This window comes from Paenibacillus mesophilus (genome assembly GCF_005938385.1).
GTDB lineage: Bacteria > Bacillota > Bacilli > Paenibacillales > NBRC-103111 > Paenibacillus_AB > Paenibacillus_AB mesophilus.
The window spans coordinates 34007-51090 of record NZ_VCRA01000030.1 but is presented as its reverse complement, the minus strand read 5'-3'; the positions used below and the strand labels follow the sequence as shown (position 1 = coordinate 51090).

Here is a 17084-nt window from a genome sequence, read left to right as displayed (position 1 = left end):
TGCTTCCCTCCCGTAATGTACTTCAAAAGGGACTAACTGGCAATACTAAATTTACCGATCAGCCCTTGATTCCGGCTAGCGCCAGCACCGGCTTCATCCGCTGCACGGCGAGCTCCGGATCGGCAAGCAGCCCGGCCCGGTCGGCCAGCACGAACAGCTCCGCCAGATGGACGATCGAGCGCGAGCCTTCCGCGCCGCCGATCATCCGGAAATGCGACTGGCGGCCGTTCAAATAAGCCATGAATACGATTCCCGTCTTGTACGCGTAAGTCGGCTTCTGGAAAATATGCCGCGACAACGCTACGGTCGGCTCCATGATCGCTTCGTAGCTGTCCATATCCCCCGCATCCAGCGCATGAAGCGCTTGCGCCGCGGCCGGCGCGATCGCGTCGAATATGCCGAGCAGCGCGTGGCTGTATCCTTGCTCGTCGCCGCGGATCAGCTCCGGATAGTTGAAGTCGTCGCCGGTATACATCTTGACGCCCTCCGGCAGCAGCCGGCGCATCCGGATTTCTTTGCCGGCGTCGAGCAGCGATATTTTGATGCCGTCCACCTTGTCCGCATTCGCCCGGATCACGCGTAGACATACGTCCATGGCCGCGTCCAAATCGTCCTTGTAGCCCCAATACCCCGCGAGCGCCGGGTCGAACATGTCGCCCAGCCAGTGAAGAATGACCGGCTGCTTCACTTGTCCCAATATGCGGCCGTATACCCGTTCGTAATCTTCCGGCCCTTTCGCGCATGCGGCAAGGGCGCGGCTGGCCATGAGAATCACTTGTCCGCCTTCGCCTTCGACGAAGCCGACCTGCTCTTCATAAGCCGCTTCCACGGCTTCAAGCGTCACGTGCGGTCCGGGCGCCAAATGGTCCGTTCCCGCTCCGCAGGCGATGCGCCCTCCTACCGAACGCGCTTCCGCGATCGAACGGCGGATCAGCTCCTTCGAGCGGTTCCAGTCGAGCCCCATCCCGCGCTGGGCCGTATCCATCGCCTCCGCTACGGCAAGGCCGAGCGACCACAGGTGATGGCGGTACGAGAGCGTCGAGTTCCAATCGATCTGAGCCTGATGCAGCGGATCGGCGTCCGCGAACGGATCGCAGACGACATGTGCGGCCGAGAACGCGATGCGGCCTGTGAACGGCTTCGCCGGCACGGAGAACGATGCCGCTTTGCCCGGCGTATATTCGTACAGTTCTCCCCCCGCGCGGGGGAGGAGCAGCGTTTTTGCCATAATGGCTCCCTCCCTACAAGCTCAGCTTCGGTACGTCGATCCAGCGGCGCTCTTGCCACGATTGTAGCCCGAGATCGGCAAGCTGGGTGCCTTTCGCGCCTTCGAGCAAATCCCACGGGAACGGCGTATCGATGACGATATGCTTCAGAAACATTTCCCACTGCACCTTGAAAGCGTTATCGAACGTCGTGTTGTCCGGCACCTGCACCCATTGGTCGCGGAACTTGAACGGATTCGGAATGTCCGGGTTCCATACCGGCTTCGGCGTATTGACGCGGTGCTGCGCTTTGCAATCGCGCAAGCCGGCCACGGCGCTGCCTTCCGTGCCGTCTACCGTTACCGTCAGCAAGTCGTCGCGGTCGACGCGCACCGCCCAGGATGAGTTCGCCTGCACGATAATGCCGCCTTCCAATTCGAACGTCGCATAAGCCGCATCGTCCGCCGTACAATCGTAAGGAACGCCTTGCTCGTCAAGCCGTTTCGGGATATGGGTGGCTGCAAGACAAGAGACGGACTTCACTTCTCCGAACAGGTTGTCCAGCACATACCGCCAGTGCGCGAACATGTCGACGATGATGCCGCCGCCGTCTTCCTTGCGGTAGTTCCACGAAGGCCGCTGCCCCGGCTGCCAATCGCCCTCGAACACCCAGTAGCCGAATTCCATCCGTACGGACAAGATGCGCCCGAAGAAGCCGGAGTCGATCAGCCGCTTCAATTTCAACAGACCGGGCAGGAACAGTTTGTCCTGCACGACGCCGTTCTTCACCCCGGCCTCGCGGGCGATGCGGGCCAGCCCCATCGAGCCTTCCAGATCGACGGCCGTCGGTTTCTCGCAGTAAATATGTTTGCCTGCCGCGATCGCCTGCTTGATGCTTTCCGCACGGCGAACCGTCGTTTGGCTGTCGAAATAAATTTCATTATAAGGATCGGCGAGGCATGCCTCCAGATCGGTGCTCCAACGGGCGACTCCGTGCGCTGCGGCAAGCGCCTGCAGCTTGTTCTCCTGTCTGCCGACCAGAATCGGGTCCGGCATGATGACGTCCCCGCCCGGAAGCGCGACGCCTCCCTGATTGCGAATGGCCAAGATGGAGCGGATCAAATGCTGGTTCGTCCCCATGCGGCCGGTTACCCCGTTCATAATAATTCCGATATTGCGCACTGCCATGTTCATTGCTCCCTTCGTCGTTCGTATACCCGTATTGTATCGAAAGCTAAAGCGCTTTTCTTACAACTCCGGGAAGACGATTCTTAATTTCGGAAGCGAATTCGAAACTTGGCCGCTTAAAAACAAAGAGCGCCCTACAATCGGGCGCCCACGGAATCGAACGTTAATATTTGCCGCTGACGACGAAAATAATCGACAAGACGAAGGCGGAGCTGACGGCGAGCCCCGTCACGTAGGAGGTGATGGAGGACGAAGCCGTATGGGCGACACCGCCGGAAATCCGCTTCACCATGCGTCTTCCCATCATCGAGATGACGACGATAAACAGCAGAATGACCATGCCTCCGACCCGCTCCATGTAGATCATCCAGAACGGTTTGTCCGACCCGAGTCCCATCTGGAGCAGCATGAGGACACCGCTCACGAGAACGAGGAAGGCGCTCGGATGCGTAAGGAAATTGAACGTGCGGACCGTTTTCTTGACCAGCGCTCCCACATCGGCGGAATGAATTTGCTTCTTCATGGCCGTGAGCAGAATGCCGACGGCAACGAGCGAGCCAAGCCAGACGCATAGCCCGGATAAATGGATGAACAGCCAAAAACCGTACATCATAAAACCTCCTCCGCACTGTAGACGGTCCGCCGAACCGTACCGACGGACATTTCACCCGGTTCGCGCCGATGGCGCGGCATGCCGGATATTTTGAGCACGCCTATAGTCACGCGTGATTAATAATACATGAGTAGGTTATCAAATTTTTGATCTTCCCGTCAAAGTTACTATAATGGGGATGAACGAAGCAAGGAGGATCAACATCATGGATGAACGCGAGCTGCTCGTATTGGGCTTGTTGATGGCACAAAGCCAGCACGGCTATCAGATCAACGAATTTATCGAACGCAACCTCGGGCAGGTTTCCGATATGAAGAAGGCGACGGCCTACGCGATCTTGAAAAGGCTCAATCAAGCCGGCTGTGTCGACGTGAGCGTGGAACAGGAGGGGAATCGGCCGCCCCGGCAAATGTACTCGATTACGGAGCGCGGGGAAGCCAGATTTCAAGAGCTGCTGCGAAGCGTCTTGTCGAGCGTGGAAAATGTAACGCCTTCCGGCGACATCGGCCTTATGTTCATCGATCATCTCCCCGCTTCGGAGGCGCTGGCGCTGCTGGCGGAAAGACTGAAGAGAACGGAGCAGCTGCTCGCAGTGCTGGGGTCCGTCCCCCGTCACGGACACGGACATGGCGTCGATCTGTCGATCAGCCACCGGATCGCCCTGCTGCAATGCGACCGCGACTGGCTGAAGGAGACGATCGGAGCTTTATTAAAATCGTCTGTCAGCGAACGGCGGAAGTGATCTGCCCTAGTACAATCATCGGCTTGGAATAAGAGCCTTTTCTTAGGTTGTTGAAAAAGTCTAAAGAGAGTGTTGGAGCACAAAAAGAGGTGGGGGAGATGTGCGTAAAGCGAAGCGGCTGACTTTAAAATCGGGTTGTAACCGCTGAAAATTCAAAAAACAACATGATTTTAACGGAAGTGGAGCGCATTCCCCCACCTCTTGCCTTCACCGCTTCCTCTCTTGCAGACTTTTTCAACAACCTCACTTTCTACCCTTTATTTTGTCCAAAACCGGTTTTTTTCCCCAAATAAGAGCGATTTGGGACCCTTATTCTAATCAAATGGTCAATAATCCTATATCGTCCCCACACCGCAATGTGATCCTATAAGAGTCACAAACAGCCGCTATTTTGTCTCAACGCCCCGCCAGCTTTCGCCAGCCCCAGCGCCCACCCGCCCCGATACGAAGAAGACTAACTTGAACATCTCATTCCGCATATTCCGCTTGCCCGGACGTATTGAGCTCCCTGTAGGTTTTCGGCGATATTTTCGCGACGGCCTTGAACGAACGGTAAAACGTGGAGACGGAGTCGTATCCGACCTCGAAGCAGATGGAGATAATATCTTTACCGGTTTCCGCGAGCAGCTTCTGGGCGAGGCGGATGCGCACCTCCGTCAAATACTGCATCGGCGTCATGTCGTACCGCTCCTTGAAAATGTTGTTCACGTGCCGGGTGCTGATGCCGAGTTTGGACGCGATGTCCACCGCCGTCAGCGGATCGAAATAGTGCGAATCGATATAGCTGCGGATTTTCTCCGCGCGGAGCCGATTGGAGCCGGTCCCTCCCGCCGGGCTTTGGACGGACCGGGCGAGCGACAGCAGCAGCTGCGACAGCTGGATTTTGAGCGACAGCCTGCCGAGTACGGAAGGCTCCTTCGTTTGCTCGAACAGCATTTTCCGCAGCATTTGACGCAGCTCGCTCCCCGTAAATATATTCGGCTTCATGAGGACCGATGTTTGAAAATGGGTGCGGAGCAGCTGCTCGGCCATTTCCGGATCGAGCGCCGCTTCGTCGAATGCGAGCACGAGCAGCGTCAGCCTCGAATCGGACTTGACGGAATGGACGGAGAACGGAACGATGAGCGCGGTATCGTTGACGGCCAGCTCGCGGTTTTCCCCGTCCAGTCGGATCGTTCCTTCGCCCTCGAGCACGAACAGCAGCTGATGCGTCTGATGATGGTGCTCGGATACGAGATGGCCGCCCATATGCTTCTGCTCGTATATATCGATATGATTCGGAGACAAGTCGATCCATTTGATCGTCATGCCGCAACCTCCATCCGTGGAACATGTCTCGTATCATTCGCAACTAATATTCCTATTACTTCCGGGGGAGCCACCAGATGCCTGTCGTTTCTGATTATACCGGAAAGCCGGCCGGGGATGCAGAAAAAAATTCGCGCCGTTTGTCAGGAATCGATCGTCAATCGGCATCAAGAGGGTGTAACCACCATCCTAGAGGCGAAGGAGAAATATCGAATGGCGGAAGTTTCAGGAACAAAACCTTTATCGGGACCGTCGATGGTCATGCTCGTCGTGGATGAGCAGGCGGCTGTAAACTACTACAAACATTTGGGATTCGTTCACGAATCGATCGGAGGGCACTCCCACGTATCGAGAGACGGCGTATGCTTCATCCTGCATCCGGCCCGGAATCCGAGCGACATTAGGCCTCCGTCGTCCGCGGAAGGCGGACTTTACTTCGATGCGTTCTGCTACACGAATGCCGCGGGAGTGTTCGGCTTGCGGGAGGAGTTTGCCGGCAAAGGCGCCGAAATCGTCCACTCCGCGTTGGACGGCTGGTGGAAGGAATTTACGATCCGCGATTTGAACGGGTACCGGATCGCTTTCGGCGGATCGGAATAACAGCGATGCTAATATAAGGCATTTCAGCGAACAATGAATCTAATTTGCTTATTTGTGAACCTCGTTGCGCTATTGGGCTCTGCTAACCGGCAATCGGTGGAACAGTGAACCTGAAGTAACTATTACTAACCTTAAGTTCAGTATTAACGAAATTTGGATCGCTATATGCCGAATTCGCCCGTCTTGCAAGCGATTAGCGAAATTGAGTTCCGTAACAGTGAAGTTTGGTTCGTTCAACGCCAAAATTGCAGCCCCCTACCGTTGCCGGAGGGGGCTCTCGTCGAATTACTTAAATCTCAAGGATGTCCGCCGTTACCGGTCCGAACAAGCCGGACGGTAAGGAGGCTCCGTTGTATGCGTTAGCCAAGCTGTTCGTTACAGTAACGCGAAGCTTGTTCGCGCCAGGCCGGACCGCCGCCGAAACGTCGGCATAACGGTACGGCTTCCAAAACCGGACGCCCAGCGGCACTCCGTTCAGCTCGACCGCTGTCATTTCCTCCGCGTCCCCCAGGTCGAGCCGGATGACCCGGCCCGCTCCGGCTTCCTCCTGCTCCAGATGAAGCTCGTTCTCGTAAACGACCTCCCCGGAGTAGTGGTTCATCCCTTCCCATGCGGTCCACGAGCCGAGCCCGACCGGCCTTGCGCTCCCAGCTTCCGTACCGGGGACGATCGCGCTCCAGCCCGAATCGAGCCGGACCGTGCGGATAACCCGATCCGGCTCGGGCGGCTCGGACACGACCGCCGGCCGGGAAGGATCGATGCAAAGGATGACGCTCCCTCTTCGTTCCAGCTCCAGAGGAACAACAGCGGACTTACCGGAGCTCGCCGACGGCAGCAATGGCTGCGCGACTGCACTCCCTTCCCACGGGTCCCATTTCTCCGCGAAGCCGGCCGTTCCGAGCTCGACGGTTCCTTCCCAGCGCTCCTCGCCTTCGTTCACGAACAAATAGAAGTGAACGTCCCCTTTCCGGACATGGCTGCTGCGAATGTCAGGGCAAGCCGGGACGAGCGTAACGTCGCGGGGGAGCAGTCGATCCAGCGCCGCCGGAAGCTCCCGGCCGTCAGCGGCGATGCCTATTCCTTTCGCCGAAGTCGAAGCCGTCACAGGCACCGCCGCCGATGCGGCGCCTGCTTCCGCTTGCGCCTTCGACGCGACGGCGACCGCTGCTTCTACTTCCGCTTGCGCCTCCGAAGCGACGATGACCGTGCCTCCTATCTTCGCAAACTCGGCCAGCCGTGCTCTCGTCTTATCCGCGAACCGTTCCGGACGGTCGACCACTATGACCGGGTAGCCGTATTCCCCGATGCGGGCCGCGCCGTTGCGGAGCTCGCACCTATCCGCGAACAGACGCTCTTCCAAATAATTGAACTCGATCTGATGCTCATACAACGGTACGGCGATTTCCCAAGGCATCCGGTCTTCCTCGCACAGAACGGCGACCCGGGCGGCGTTTACGGAGTCCGTCATGAGCCAGCTCATCCGTTTCATATAGTCGCTGATCGTCCGGTAGTGAGGCCACCAGATGCTATTCGGCCCTACATCGGGCGGGCGCTCGTCTCTCCGCTTACCTTCGATGGAATAGTAGAACGCGTGAGGCACGAGCATGTTGACGCCGCGGACGAACAGCCAGTCCATGTACCATTTCATCTCGTCCGCCGTAAAGTACCAGCCCATACCCGCTTTGAAGCAAGCTCCGAAGCATTCGTTCAAGTTCCGCCTTCTGCCGCGGTGGCGCGCCGCGTCCGAGGAGCATTTGCCTAGCGTGCTGTCCGCTCCGTGCAGTCCTTTGCCTTCTCCGGGCTCGACGACGCGCCAGACGATATCCTGCCCCGGCAGCTGAAAATATTCGAGCAGGCCGATCTCGTCGCTATGGCCGGGATGCCCGGTCAGTTGGATGCCGTGCTCCGCGCACCAGTCCGAAAGCGGACGGTAATAGCTGTGCGCCAGCTTCGCGTTGACCGCCTTCGCATAGGCGGCGCGCACCTCCGAGGTCCGGCCCCCGGCATCGAGCCATAGCGCGGGCAACTGCTTCTCTTCGAGCCCGAAGCTCCGGGCGTATGCGAGAAATCCGTCCGTCCATGGCTTCAAACCGCGTATAGGAGCGCGTCCCATGATGTTCGGCTCGTCCGTGAACATCGCGATTACGGTGCTTCCGAAAAACCGCTTCAGCTTCCTGTAATAAGCTTCATGCGTCAACCGGATGAACGTTTCCGTCGCTTTCGGATTCAGCAGGTCCGCCGACGGCGGCGCATCGGGATCGACATCGTCCTGTCCGAAATAAACGCCGCGTATCACCCCTTTGGAGTATGTCTCTACGAATAACAGAATGGCCCAGCTTCGGTTATCCGGAGGAGTGAACTTGACCGAACCTCGTTCTGCTTCCAGCAGAACGATACTGGCGGGATCGAACGCGCGATCGGACGTTTTCACGACCGCCTGGGCGGATACGAGCGTCTCTCCTTCCTTTATCGGCACGGCAAACTCGGTGCATTCGCCACCGTTGCACGGCATCTCGATCAGCTTAAGCCCGCGGCTCGCGAAGGCCGGATTTTCCTTCGCCACCATGCCCATCGCCGAGCCGGAAGGATACATCGCTTCGTCGTACAGGATCACTTTCATCCGGAGCCGCTCCGCTTCCTCCACGGCCGCTTCCACCAAATCCATATAGCTGTCGGATAAATAAGGCGTCGATTCGCTCATGCCGAGCCTCGGATGAATGACGAACCCCGCCACCCCTTTGCTTGAGAAATCGCGAATTTGCTTGATAATCTCATCCCGGTTCATGCTTCCGTTCCAGAACCAGAACGGCAGCGGCGAGAATTCGTCGTCCGGCTCGATGAACTGCTTCTTCAGCGAATCGATCGCGGCGGCATTGTTGCCTGGCTTCATGATTATGTTCCCCTTTTGGAAGAGCTTCGTTTCAGCCTTAACTATATAAGAAAACAAGCCCGGATCGCTATTGGCGATGCGGACCTGTTGATAGCCGTTTCGGACATTCTTGAGAAGCTGCTGTCCGGGCTTGGCTGACGGCTTGCCGTCCAATCCTTGTTGAGGATTTGCGAGACTATCCATTTACGTAAGCCATATGGGTGCGTCGCGCCGGCCATCGTGTACGGCCGCGCAGCCTGTGGATGCGGAAGTTTGAGTTCCGCTATTGCCCGGGAAAGGGCGGGAAAACGAGAGTAAAGGAACTTTCAGTTCCGTTTCCTCACTTTTTCAGTATGAAAATGGCGATTTTCCCGAAATAGAGGAACTCATTGTTCCGTTTCCCCCTTTTTTCGCCTCGATCAAGGCCAATAGCGGAACTGGTTCTTCCTTTCTTCTTTTACGAACTTGAAACGAAGCTCCCATGCCGCCGCTTTGTCCGCGAAAACCCGCTTATTCGCAGCGAACGATCAGGTCGATCGGATACCGCCCGGCATTGCGGCCGTACAGTGCCAGACCGCCTGCATCCGCCTGCAGCGAGAGCGTCAGCCTGCGACTTTGGTCCAGCTTGGCCGCGATCCGGCCGGGAACGGCTACTTTGCACAAATACCCGTATGATCCCGCCTCGTCCAGCTTGTTCGAGACCGGCTGGTAATGCCACGACAGCACCCCGCGGCTGTCCGCCGGATCGTCCGGAAGCACGAACGACTCGACCGGCTCTCCGTCGATCAGCACTTGCAGACGGGACTCGTGGCATTCCTCGTCGGTCATGTAATACGTGTTCGGATTGCGTTCCGTATTCGGGTCCGCGCCGTGCATGAACGAGATTTCCGACTTGACGTACGTTCCTCCTTCGACGTTGCGGATCAGCAGCCGTTTCGCGCCCGCCTCGAACCATATCTCGACGTTATGGATAACGGCCAGCTCCTTCCGATCCGGCAGCGTGATCTCGTAGTCGAAGCGGCCTTCCGGCCCGCCGTTTATTTTGTGGCCTTGAATCGCTTGCCATTGGTGCGGGAACGTGTGGCCAGCGAATTCGCCTACCGGCGTACTGACGATCCGCGCCGCCCCTTCGCCGACTGATCCGGGCTTGCCGCCTCTCACGTCGAAGGTCGTGAAGTTGCGCGATACGACTTCGCCTTCCTCCGTCGCGAGACGCAGCGCCAGCACGGCCACGGCATCCAGCGCCGGCAGCTTGACGGTAAGCGGTTCAAGTGGAGACACGCCGTAGCCGTCCCAGTCCAGAGTGACCTCGCCGCAGTCCGCAACCGTTCTTACGCCCAAATGGTCATAGGACAGTTCCCAGACGAGCCGGAGCCGCTTCCCGAAATGCCGGTCGGAGAAGCTGGACCGCATAATCGATAGGATCGCTTCGGTACCTGCGTCTACCGTCTGACAGGGCGGGGCGTCGATCACGATGAAATCCGCGGCGTGCAGATCGGCGATCGTCATGCCCGGCACGAACGATTCGTAGCCGAACCGTTTCTCCGAGCCGTCGAGCCGGTAATAGCCGTTGAACTCGTTGATGACGTCGCGGAATTCCGTGAAGACGAAGCCGCATATTTTGTCATGGCGGCGGAATTCGTTCAACATATACCGGTAATGCCAAGATATATCGCTGTCTCCCGCTCCGCCTTCGATGCCCCATACGTTGCCGCACTCGCTGTTCATCAAAGGGGCGCCGTTCTGGACGTTGCCGCCGCAATAGTTGAACGCCGAGCCCGGAAACGTCTGATCGGCGACTTTGGCGATATGCCCCTTCACTTTCTCGTACCCGTTCATATAGAAGTGCCATGTATTGAGATCGGATTCCACATGGTCGTAGTTGCAGGCCGAATTGTCCTCCACGAGCCGGGTCGGGTCGATCACTTTCGCCCACTTGTAAATATGGCGCACCCATTCCTGCGTTTGCGGCAAATATTGCTTGGCGGGAATCCAGTCCCTCGTCTGGTCCGGCGCCTCGTCGTCCGTCTTCAAGCCCCACGTCTCGTTGAACATGACCCAAGAGAAAATGGATGGATGGTTGAAATCCCGTTCAATCGTCTCAAGCGCTTCCCGCTCGTACGTCTCGCGGGCTTCCTGGTCGGGGTTGCCCCAGAAGCACGGCATGTCTTCCATGACGAGAATGCCCAGCTTGTCGGCCCAGTACAGCTTGCGCGGCTCCTCCGGCTTGATATGGATGCGGACGAAGTTCAAGCCGAGCCGTTTCATCAAGTAAATTTCTTCCCGCATCTCCGTATCCGTCGGATAAGTGAAATAGCCGGTCGGATGATACGATTGGTCGAGCGTGCCGTTCAAGTAGACCGGTTTGCCGTTCAGCGTAATCCAGCGATAGTCCCGGTCGCCAAACAAGGCGGTCCCGATTTCGCGTATGCCGAAATACGTGCGGACGATATCTTCACCGCCGTCGCCGGCAAGACGCACCTCTCCCTCGTATAAATGCGGCGTATCCGGACTCCAGAGCCGCGGAGCGTCGACGGTGAAACAAACCTTCGCTTCGTTCCGGCCTTCGGTCAGCTCAAGCTCGGCGCGATGTTGTACCTTTCCACCGTCGAAACGGAAATCCAGCTCCGCCTTCCCTGGCCGGTTCGCCTCGATAGTCGCCGTTACTTCCACTTGCCCGTCGATCTGGGTTATGAATTTCGCTGCCTTCACATAATTTTGCGATCGTGCTTCCAGCCACACCGGCTGCCAAATGCCCCGGATTTCACCGTAGCCTTGCTTGCCGCGGGCTTGGCTGGCGCGATCGTTGTCTTCCGCGCGAACGACGATGATGTTGTCCGAGCCGTTCAGCCACAGCGCGGTGACATCAAAATCGAAAGCGCCGTAGCCGCCCGTATGCGATCCGGCATGCTCGCCGTTGACCCAAACGTCGCAATCGTAATCGACGGCGCCAAAATGCAGAAACAGCCTCGAACCGGCCTTGGCGGGCGTCCATCGGACGGTTCGCCTGTACCAGCCGATGCCTTTCTCGTTGCGCCCCACTCCGGAGAGCGGACTGGCCCACGAGAACGGCACCGTAATGCGCAAGCCGAATTCGGGATGCTCCAGTTGTTCCGGATGTTGGTGCCACAGCTGTCCGATACCCACGTTATCCGGATCGAACCGGAACGACCATGTACCATTCAGATTGAGCCAATCCGCTCGTTCCCAATCGGGACGCGGATGCTCGGGCCGGGGAATGCCCGCCTCGGACTTCGTTAAGATGGGGGTTTCCATCGGGTGAACACGACCTTTCTTCTTGATTTCACACCCATTCTACTGCATACATTTAATACATGCAATGTATATTATGTTTTTATAATATTTTATTTTATCAATGTACATTTCGTTTTTACAATAATCGTTTTTTGGTGTACACTGTACCTATCATTTCTCGATAAGGAAGAACCGTATGAGCGATTTCAAACAGGAACTGATCCGGTATCCCGCTTCGCGCATTACCGAGGTGGCCAAAGCGTTATCCGGCGACCTGCGCGTACGCATCCTGGAGGCGCTCGGCGACAAGCCGATGAGCGTAGGCCAGCTCGCAGAGGCGCTCGGAGTCGCCCAGCCGACGATTACGATCAACGTGCAAATGCTCGAGCAGGCCGAGCTCATCGTCTCCACTCCGGGGGCGAACCGGGAGAAAATTTGCTCCGTCACCTGCAAAGCGATTCTGCTGGAGCTCCCCATCAAGCCCGGAGACGGACTTCACCGATTGGAAGAAATCCATATGCCGATCGGCATGTATTCGAACTGCCGAGTCCAGCCGCCGTGCGGGATGGCGGGTAAAGACGGCTCCTTGTTCGGTTCGATCGACGATCCGCGCGTCTTCTACATGCCGGAGCGGACGGAGGCGTCGCTGCTCTGGTTCTCGGGTACAGGAAGCATCGAATATTATTTTGCCAATCCGATGCCACCGGGCGTACCGCTCGACGAGCTCAGGCTGAAGGCCGAGGTTTGCTCCGAGGCGAACAGCTTCCGCATGGATTACCCGTCGGATATTTCGCTGTACATGAACGATCTGCTCGTGGGAACATGGACGAGCCCGGGCGATTTCGGCGACCGCAAAGGCAAGCTGACGCCGGACCGGTGGTTTCACGGCACCGAATACGGCACGCTCGTCGAATGGAAAGTAACGAAGGAAGGCTGCTTTCTTAACGGCTCCCCGGGAGCGGAGACGACGCTCGACATGCTCGGCCTGCACTACCGCGAACCGATCCGCGTCCGCTTCGAAGTTAGCGAAGATGCCGCGAATAAGGGCGGGCTCAACTTGTTCGGCTCCGGGTTCGGGGATCATCCGCAAGATATCGTGCTGTCGTTCGTGAGAAGCAGCGAGCGGTAGCATGCACAATCTCAAAGGAGGAGTTCTTATGCATCGAAAAAAAGTCCCCCGTTAAGCCCGTGGTCCACCATTCCTGCATGAGTGTCCGCTTACCCGACAAAATCAAAAGGGAGATGCACGCTAATGAATAGGAATGGACCTGTAGAAATGTCTCGGAGCGAAAGACTTCAAACCTGCCATGACATTTCCGGAGAGGCTGCACGAGGTTTACGGAAACCAAGTATTGGCGATCGGGGTTTACGGATCGGTTTCCAGAGGGACGGACGGTCCTTTCTCGGATATCGAGATGTTTTGCGTTCTGGAGCAGTCAAGCGAATCGATCGATTTTAGCTATGAATGGTCGTCGGGGCCTTGGAAAGCCGAAGTGAACGTACGCAGCGCGGACGTTCTTCTCGAAACCGCCTCAACGGTCGACGGCGAATGGCCGTTGACGCACGGTCCTTTCTTTGCTCCGCTTTGTCTGTTTGATCCTAAAGGCTTTTTCCCCCAATTAAAGGAAGCGGCCGAGTCGCCGACAAAGGAAGATTTCTGGCGCAGCATAAACGAAGTGCTTGTGGGCGAGATGTACGAGTTTATCGGAAAACTTAGAAACGTCCGTCTTCATGGCCCTCATACCTACTTGCCCTACTTGGCTATGCAGTTTGCCCAATACGGCGCCATGCTGGTCGGTTTGCACAATCGCAAACGGTTCACTACCGGCTCCAACGTTTTGCCGGAGGCGCTGAATATGCTGAATCGTCCGGTCGGCTTCGATGATGTGGCACAACTCGTAATGTCCGGGGAATTGGCAGATTCGTCGAAGATCGTTTCTGCCTGTGAGAAGTTCTGGGACGGACTTGTGGAATGGGCTGCCGAGCATGGTTATGTGATTCATACGGAACGGATTCCTTTTTGAAGCGGTCCAACTTATAATTAACGGAGGTGCGTTTAGGCATGAGAACGATAAAGCTCGGTATCAGCACGTTAGAGGTACCCGTTATAGCAGTCGGTTGTATGCGCCTTAAGTCACTGGACAAGCCGCAAGCGGAGCGCTTCATCCAGGCGGCGCTTGAAGAAGGCGCCAATTTCTTCGAGCATGCGGATATTTACGGGAAAGGCAGATGCGAGGAACTATTCGCGGAAGCGATTCAAATGAGCCCCGGCGTTCGGGACAAAATCATTCTGCAATCCAAGTGCGGCATTCGGCTCGGAATGTTCGACTTCTCCAAAGAACATATTGTTAACTCGGTCGACGCGATCCTGAAACGGCTCAAAACCGAATACTTGGATGTGCTGCTGCTGCACCGCCCCGATACGCTCGTCGAGCCGGAAGAAGTGGCGGAAGCTTTCGATCTGCTGGAAAGCTCGGGCAAAGTGCGTCATTTCGGCGTCTCCAATCAAAATCCGATGCAGATCCAGCTGCTGAAGAAGTCGGTGAAGCAGCCGATTGTGGCGAACCAGCTCCAACTCAGCATCACGAATGCCACTATGATCTCCCAAGGCTTCAACGTCAACATGGGGAACGACTCGGCCGTGAACCGGGACGGCAGCGTGCTCGACTTCTGCAGGCTCCACGATATTACGATTCAACCTTGGTCGCCTTTCCAATACGGATTTTTCGAGGGCGTATTCCTCGGCAACGAGAAGTTCCCCGAATTGAACAAGAAGATCGACGAGATCGCGGCGAAATACGAAGTAAGCAACACGACGATCGCCGTCGCTTGGCTGCTCCGCCACCCGGCGAACATGCAGCCTGTCATCGGCACGATGAATATCGAGAGAATGAAAGATTGCTGCCGAGCAGCCGACATTCGCCTTACGCGGGAAGAGTGGTACGACATTTTCCGTTCGGCGGGCAATATTCTTCCTTAACTGCCAAGAGGGCACCCTTGTGAGGGTGTCTTTTCTCGTAAAAACTATTTATGAGCACATCCCTTTTATCGCGCCCTATTTGGGGTACGGTTCACCATACTTTATCGATAAAAAATAATACGGTCAACTGCTACAAGTATGTAGGTGGGTTTGGCATAGCTCATTTCCATCCGTTTCATGAGTTTGGAGACCCCGCGAAGGGAGTACGTTTTACCAAACTCCCGATTTGCAGCGTCCAGTTGAATTTGGCAATGAATCCAACGTCATGCGGAACAGCATCTATAATGACTTTTTTCAACTTCTGCCAAGTGTAACTTACCCATTTGGAATCTTTATTTCGACCAACAACATTTCCACGAGCATCTTCAAGTATCATTACAAACTTATGAATTTTATCCCACTGTCTCCCCCGCCCCTCAACTTGTAAGCGCACCTCAATAGTTGTATTGAAGAGACCTATATCAACAATTGACACAAACTCATATGATTTTAGCAACTGATCCTTAAAAGGCTCTCTTATTCTCGATGGCGCTATCTTTGCATCAAAAATCTTACGCGGAAGTATATTGGTCATCCCACCATTTTTTTTTGATCACCAGTCTTATCGGAAGAATGTTGAAAAATTTAATTAGATCGTTCAATTAAAAAATGTCGGCTTTAGCCGACATTTACGTCATAAATTGCCAAGAATAAACCCATCAACAGTGGATAAACGTCCTCTCCAAAGACAATTATTAAATTCTATAAACTGGTTGTTACCGCCTAGAATCTTTACATTTTTTAAGTGAATGAAACCTATGTTAGCAACTTGCTCTGAATCTTGTTCTACTCTGTTACCGTAAAATGCGGTAAGTGGTTCTTCTAGGGCGTTTGCTATAGTCTCTGCTCCTGATGATCCGGCAGCTCTAAGAGACTCTATTAATAGCCTAGTATAGGTTTGGCCGCTAATCATCATTCCAGAAATGGTTGTACCTCCTACACTAAGTGTAACACCCATTTCAATGGAAGACCCATTTACAACAGCAACATATGCTGCTAGAAGCCAATCTTTTTCCGGTTCAACCGCCCTGCTTTCAAAATGTTCCGTCATGAGCGCAATCGCCTCCATATTATTAAGAAGTAATCTTTTACCAATATATCACATTTTGGAAAAATCAAAAAGATGAATTGATACTTGGAGCAGGACGATATGAAGACATAGGCGGCTTCGTCGCCGGAACGCTGACTGGAGGACGCCGGAAGGCCGCAGCGGTAACTGGCAGGGACATCATAACGCTTGACTTGGACAATATCCCTGGCCGGGGGTACGGCGGAATCACTGCGCCGTCTGGACGCGTTAGGTTGCGCTTATGCGGTTTATTCGACACACAAGTACGAGGAGTCCAATCTGGTATTTCCTCTATCTTTCATAAATATGAAGAAATAATGATAAGTATCTCTATTCCTTGTTTATTTTCTTTTCTAAGTTTCTCATTTCAAAGTATCCATGAGCTTCTACTTCACGGGACACAACTGTTTTAAATTCTTGCCAATTCGGTTTGTCTAGTTCATTATATTCAATTACAATTACGCCAGATTCTTGGATCCAAAGTCTGATACTTATATAAAACCCATTACCGAATATATCTTCATAATATATCGTTGTAGTATAAGTTATGAAATAATAATCTGTTGGGTCTTTTCGTGCAATTCTAATAACAAAAGGAATAGATCCACCTTCAGGTATACTAATAGCATTACTACCCACTCTAAAAATGACAGGATTCTCTTCTTCACTTTGGAATGATAGTACACTTACCCTCTTAGCAGGCCCCTTACCAATATTCTTGATTCCGAAATGAGCCAATACCGGAGAACCAATATCTTCTATGATTGGGTATTCATAGTTACAGGAAAATAAATTATCATCACTAATGAATTCAGTAATTCTACCAGGAAATAGTAGTGGTTTTACAGACGTCCTTCTTATATTTATATTTTCTTTTAAAGCTAAACCTGCAATTATTAGAGCAACCACAGCTGCGAGATTTGCAAGAAATTGGAAAATATCAATAATAACTTTTGGCATCGATCGTTTCCTTTCTTATTGATTTTTGTTTGATTTCTGATTGGGCGGACAAGGGCCGTAAGGCCCGCAGTAGGCTGTATTATCGGAATTGTCATTGTCATTTTTCTTCGAACTTTCCCTCATCCTGCTCCTTAAAAGTCAAACTTTCATCTCGTAGTCCTTGTTCTTTCAGACGTTTTACTACCTCAAAACAAAACAAATCATAACATAAACATAACCTGTTCCTATAGGCTATAAAAAGGTTTAAACCTATGAA

General features: G+C 54.5%; 14 protein-coding genes and 1 pseudogene. 5 read left to right on the top strand and 10 right to left on the bottom strand.

Annotated features, from left to right (window positions below; genetic code table 11):
• Positions 1–58 precede the first annotated feature (58 nt).
• The 3 genes from FE783_RS31335 to FE783_RS31325 all read right to left on the bottom strand — a co-directional run bounded on the left by FE783_RS31335 (position 59) and on the right by FE783_RS31325 (position 3006).
• Positions 59–1228, bottom strand: coding sequence for a dihydrodipicolinate synthase family protein (locus FE783_RS31335; protein WP_138883341.1), 1170 nt, complete (start codon positions 1226–1228; stop codon positions 59–61).
• A gap of 13 nt (positions 1229–1241) precedes the next feature.
• Positions 1242–2393, bottom strand: a complete 1152-nt coding sequence (locus FE783_RS31330) for a Gfo/Idh/MocA family protein (RefSeq protein WP_138883340.1) — start codon at positions 2391–2393, stop codon at positions 1242–1244.
• Between the two features lie 163 nt (positions 2394–2556).
• Entirely contained in the window at positions 2557–3006 is a 450-nt protein-coding gene (locus FE783_RS31325) for a hypothetical protein (protein WP_138883339.1), read from the bottom strand.
• A gap of 205 nt (positions 3007–3211) precedes the next feature.
• Between FE783_RS31325 and FE783_RS31320 the strand changes: the two genes are divergently transcribed.
• Positions 3212–3748, top strand: a complete 537-nt coding sequence (locus tag FE783_RS31320; RefSeq protein ID WP_138883338.1) for a PadR family transcriptional regulator — start codon at positions 3212–3214, stop codon at positions 3746–3748.
• Positions 3749–4216: 468 nt separating this feature from the next.
• Here the strand turns inward: FE783_RS31320 and FE783_RS31315 are convergent, their stop codons facing one another.
• On the bottom strand, positions 4217–5056 hold the full coding sequence (locus FE783_RS31315; protein ID WP_138883337.1) for an AraC family transcriptional regulator: 840 nt from the start codon (positions 5054–5056) through the stop codon (positions 4217–4219).
• A 213-nt stretch (positions 5057–5269) separates the two neighbouring features.
• Here FE783_RS31315 and FE783_RS31310 point away from each other — a divergent pair, with 213 nt between their 5' ends.
• Positions 5270–5656, top strand: a complete 387-nt coding sequence (locus FE783_RS31310) for a bleomycin resistance protein (RefSeq protein WP_138883336.1) — start codon at positions 5270–5272, stop codon at positions 5654–5656.
• Positions 5657–5945: 289 nt separating this feature from the next.
• Here FE783_RS31310 and FE783_RS31305 read toward each other — a convergent pair whose 3' ends face one another.
• Together FE783_RS31305 and FE783_RS31300 are read right to left on the bottom strand one after the other, a co-directional pair.
• Positions 5946–8546 (bottom strand): glycosylhydrolase-like jelly roll fold domain-containing protein, encoded by a 2601-nt coding sequence (locus FE783_RS31305; RefSeq protein WP_138883335.1) that lies wholly within the window; start codon positions 8544–8546, stop codon positions 5946–5948.
• Positions 8547–9035: 489 nt separating this feature from the next.
• Complete coding sequence (locus FE783_RS31300; protein ID WP_138883334.1) at positions 9036–11801, bottom strand: glycoside hydrolase family 2 protein; 2766 nt, start codon at positions 11799–11801, stop codon at positions 9036–9038.
• Between the two features lie 175 nt (positions 11802–11976).
• Here FE783_RS31300 and FE783_RS31295 point away from each other — a divergent pair, with 175 nt between their 5' ends.
• The 3 genes and pseudogenes from FE783_RS31295 to FE783_RS31285 all read left to right on the top strand — a co-directional run bounded on the left by FE783_RS31295 (position 11977) and on the right by FE783_RS31285 (position 14760).
• A complete protein-coding gene (locus tag FE783_RS31295; protein ID WP_138883333.1) occupies positions 11977–12909 on the top strand; it encodes an ArsR/SmtB family transcription factor in 933 nt (310 codons plus the stop codon).
• 123 nt (positions 12910–13032) lie between these two features.
• A pseudogene (locus FE783_RS31290) lies at positions 13033–13804 on the top strand (ANT(4')-I family aminoglycoside nucleotidyltransferase).
• 38 nt (positions 13805–13842) lie between these two features.
• A complete protein-coding gene (locus FE783_RS31285; protein ID WP_138883332.1) occupies positions 13843–14760 on the top strand; it encodes an aldo/keto reductase in 918 nt (305 codons plus the stop codon).
• A gap of 101 nt (positions 14761–14861) precedes the next feature.
• Here the strand turns inward: FE783_RS31285 and FE783_RS39050 are convergent, their stop codons facing one another.
• The 4 genes from FE783_RS39050 to FE783_RS31265 all read right to left on the bottom strand — a co-directional run bounded on the left by FE783_RS39050 (position 14862) and on the right by FE783_RS31265 (position 16828).
• Complete coding sequence (locus FE783_RS39050) at positions 14862–14999, bottom strand: winged helix-turn-helix domain-containing protein (protein WP_420799784.1); 138 nt, start codon at positions 14997–14999, stop codon at positions 14862–14864.
• Positions 14936–15334 carry a hypothetical protein gene (locus tag FE783_RS38465; protein WP_238403327.1) on the bottom strand — a complete coding sequence of 133 codons (399 nt, stop codon included), beginning with the start codon at positions 15332–15334 and terminating at the stop codon, positions 14936–14938. The genes FE783_RS39050 and FE783_RS38465 overlap by 64 nt, the downstream gene beginning before the upstream one ends.
• A gap of 99 nt (positions 15335–15433) precedes the next feature.
• Complete coding sequence (gene gvpU / locus FE783_RS31275) at positions 15434–15850, bottom strand: gas vesicle accessory protein GvpU (RefSeq protein ID WP_138883331.1); 417 nt, start codon at positions 15848–15850, stop codon at positions 15434–15436.
• Positions 15851–16198: 348 nt separating this feature from the next.
• On the bottom strand, positions 16199–16828 hold the full coding sequence (locus FE783_RS31265) for a hypothetical protein (RefSeq protein WP_138883330.1): 630 nt from the start codon (positions 16826–16828) through the stop codon (positions 16199–16201).
• Positions 16829–17084: the final 256 nt, after the last annotated feature.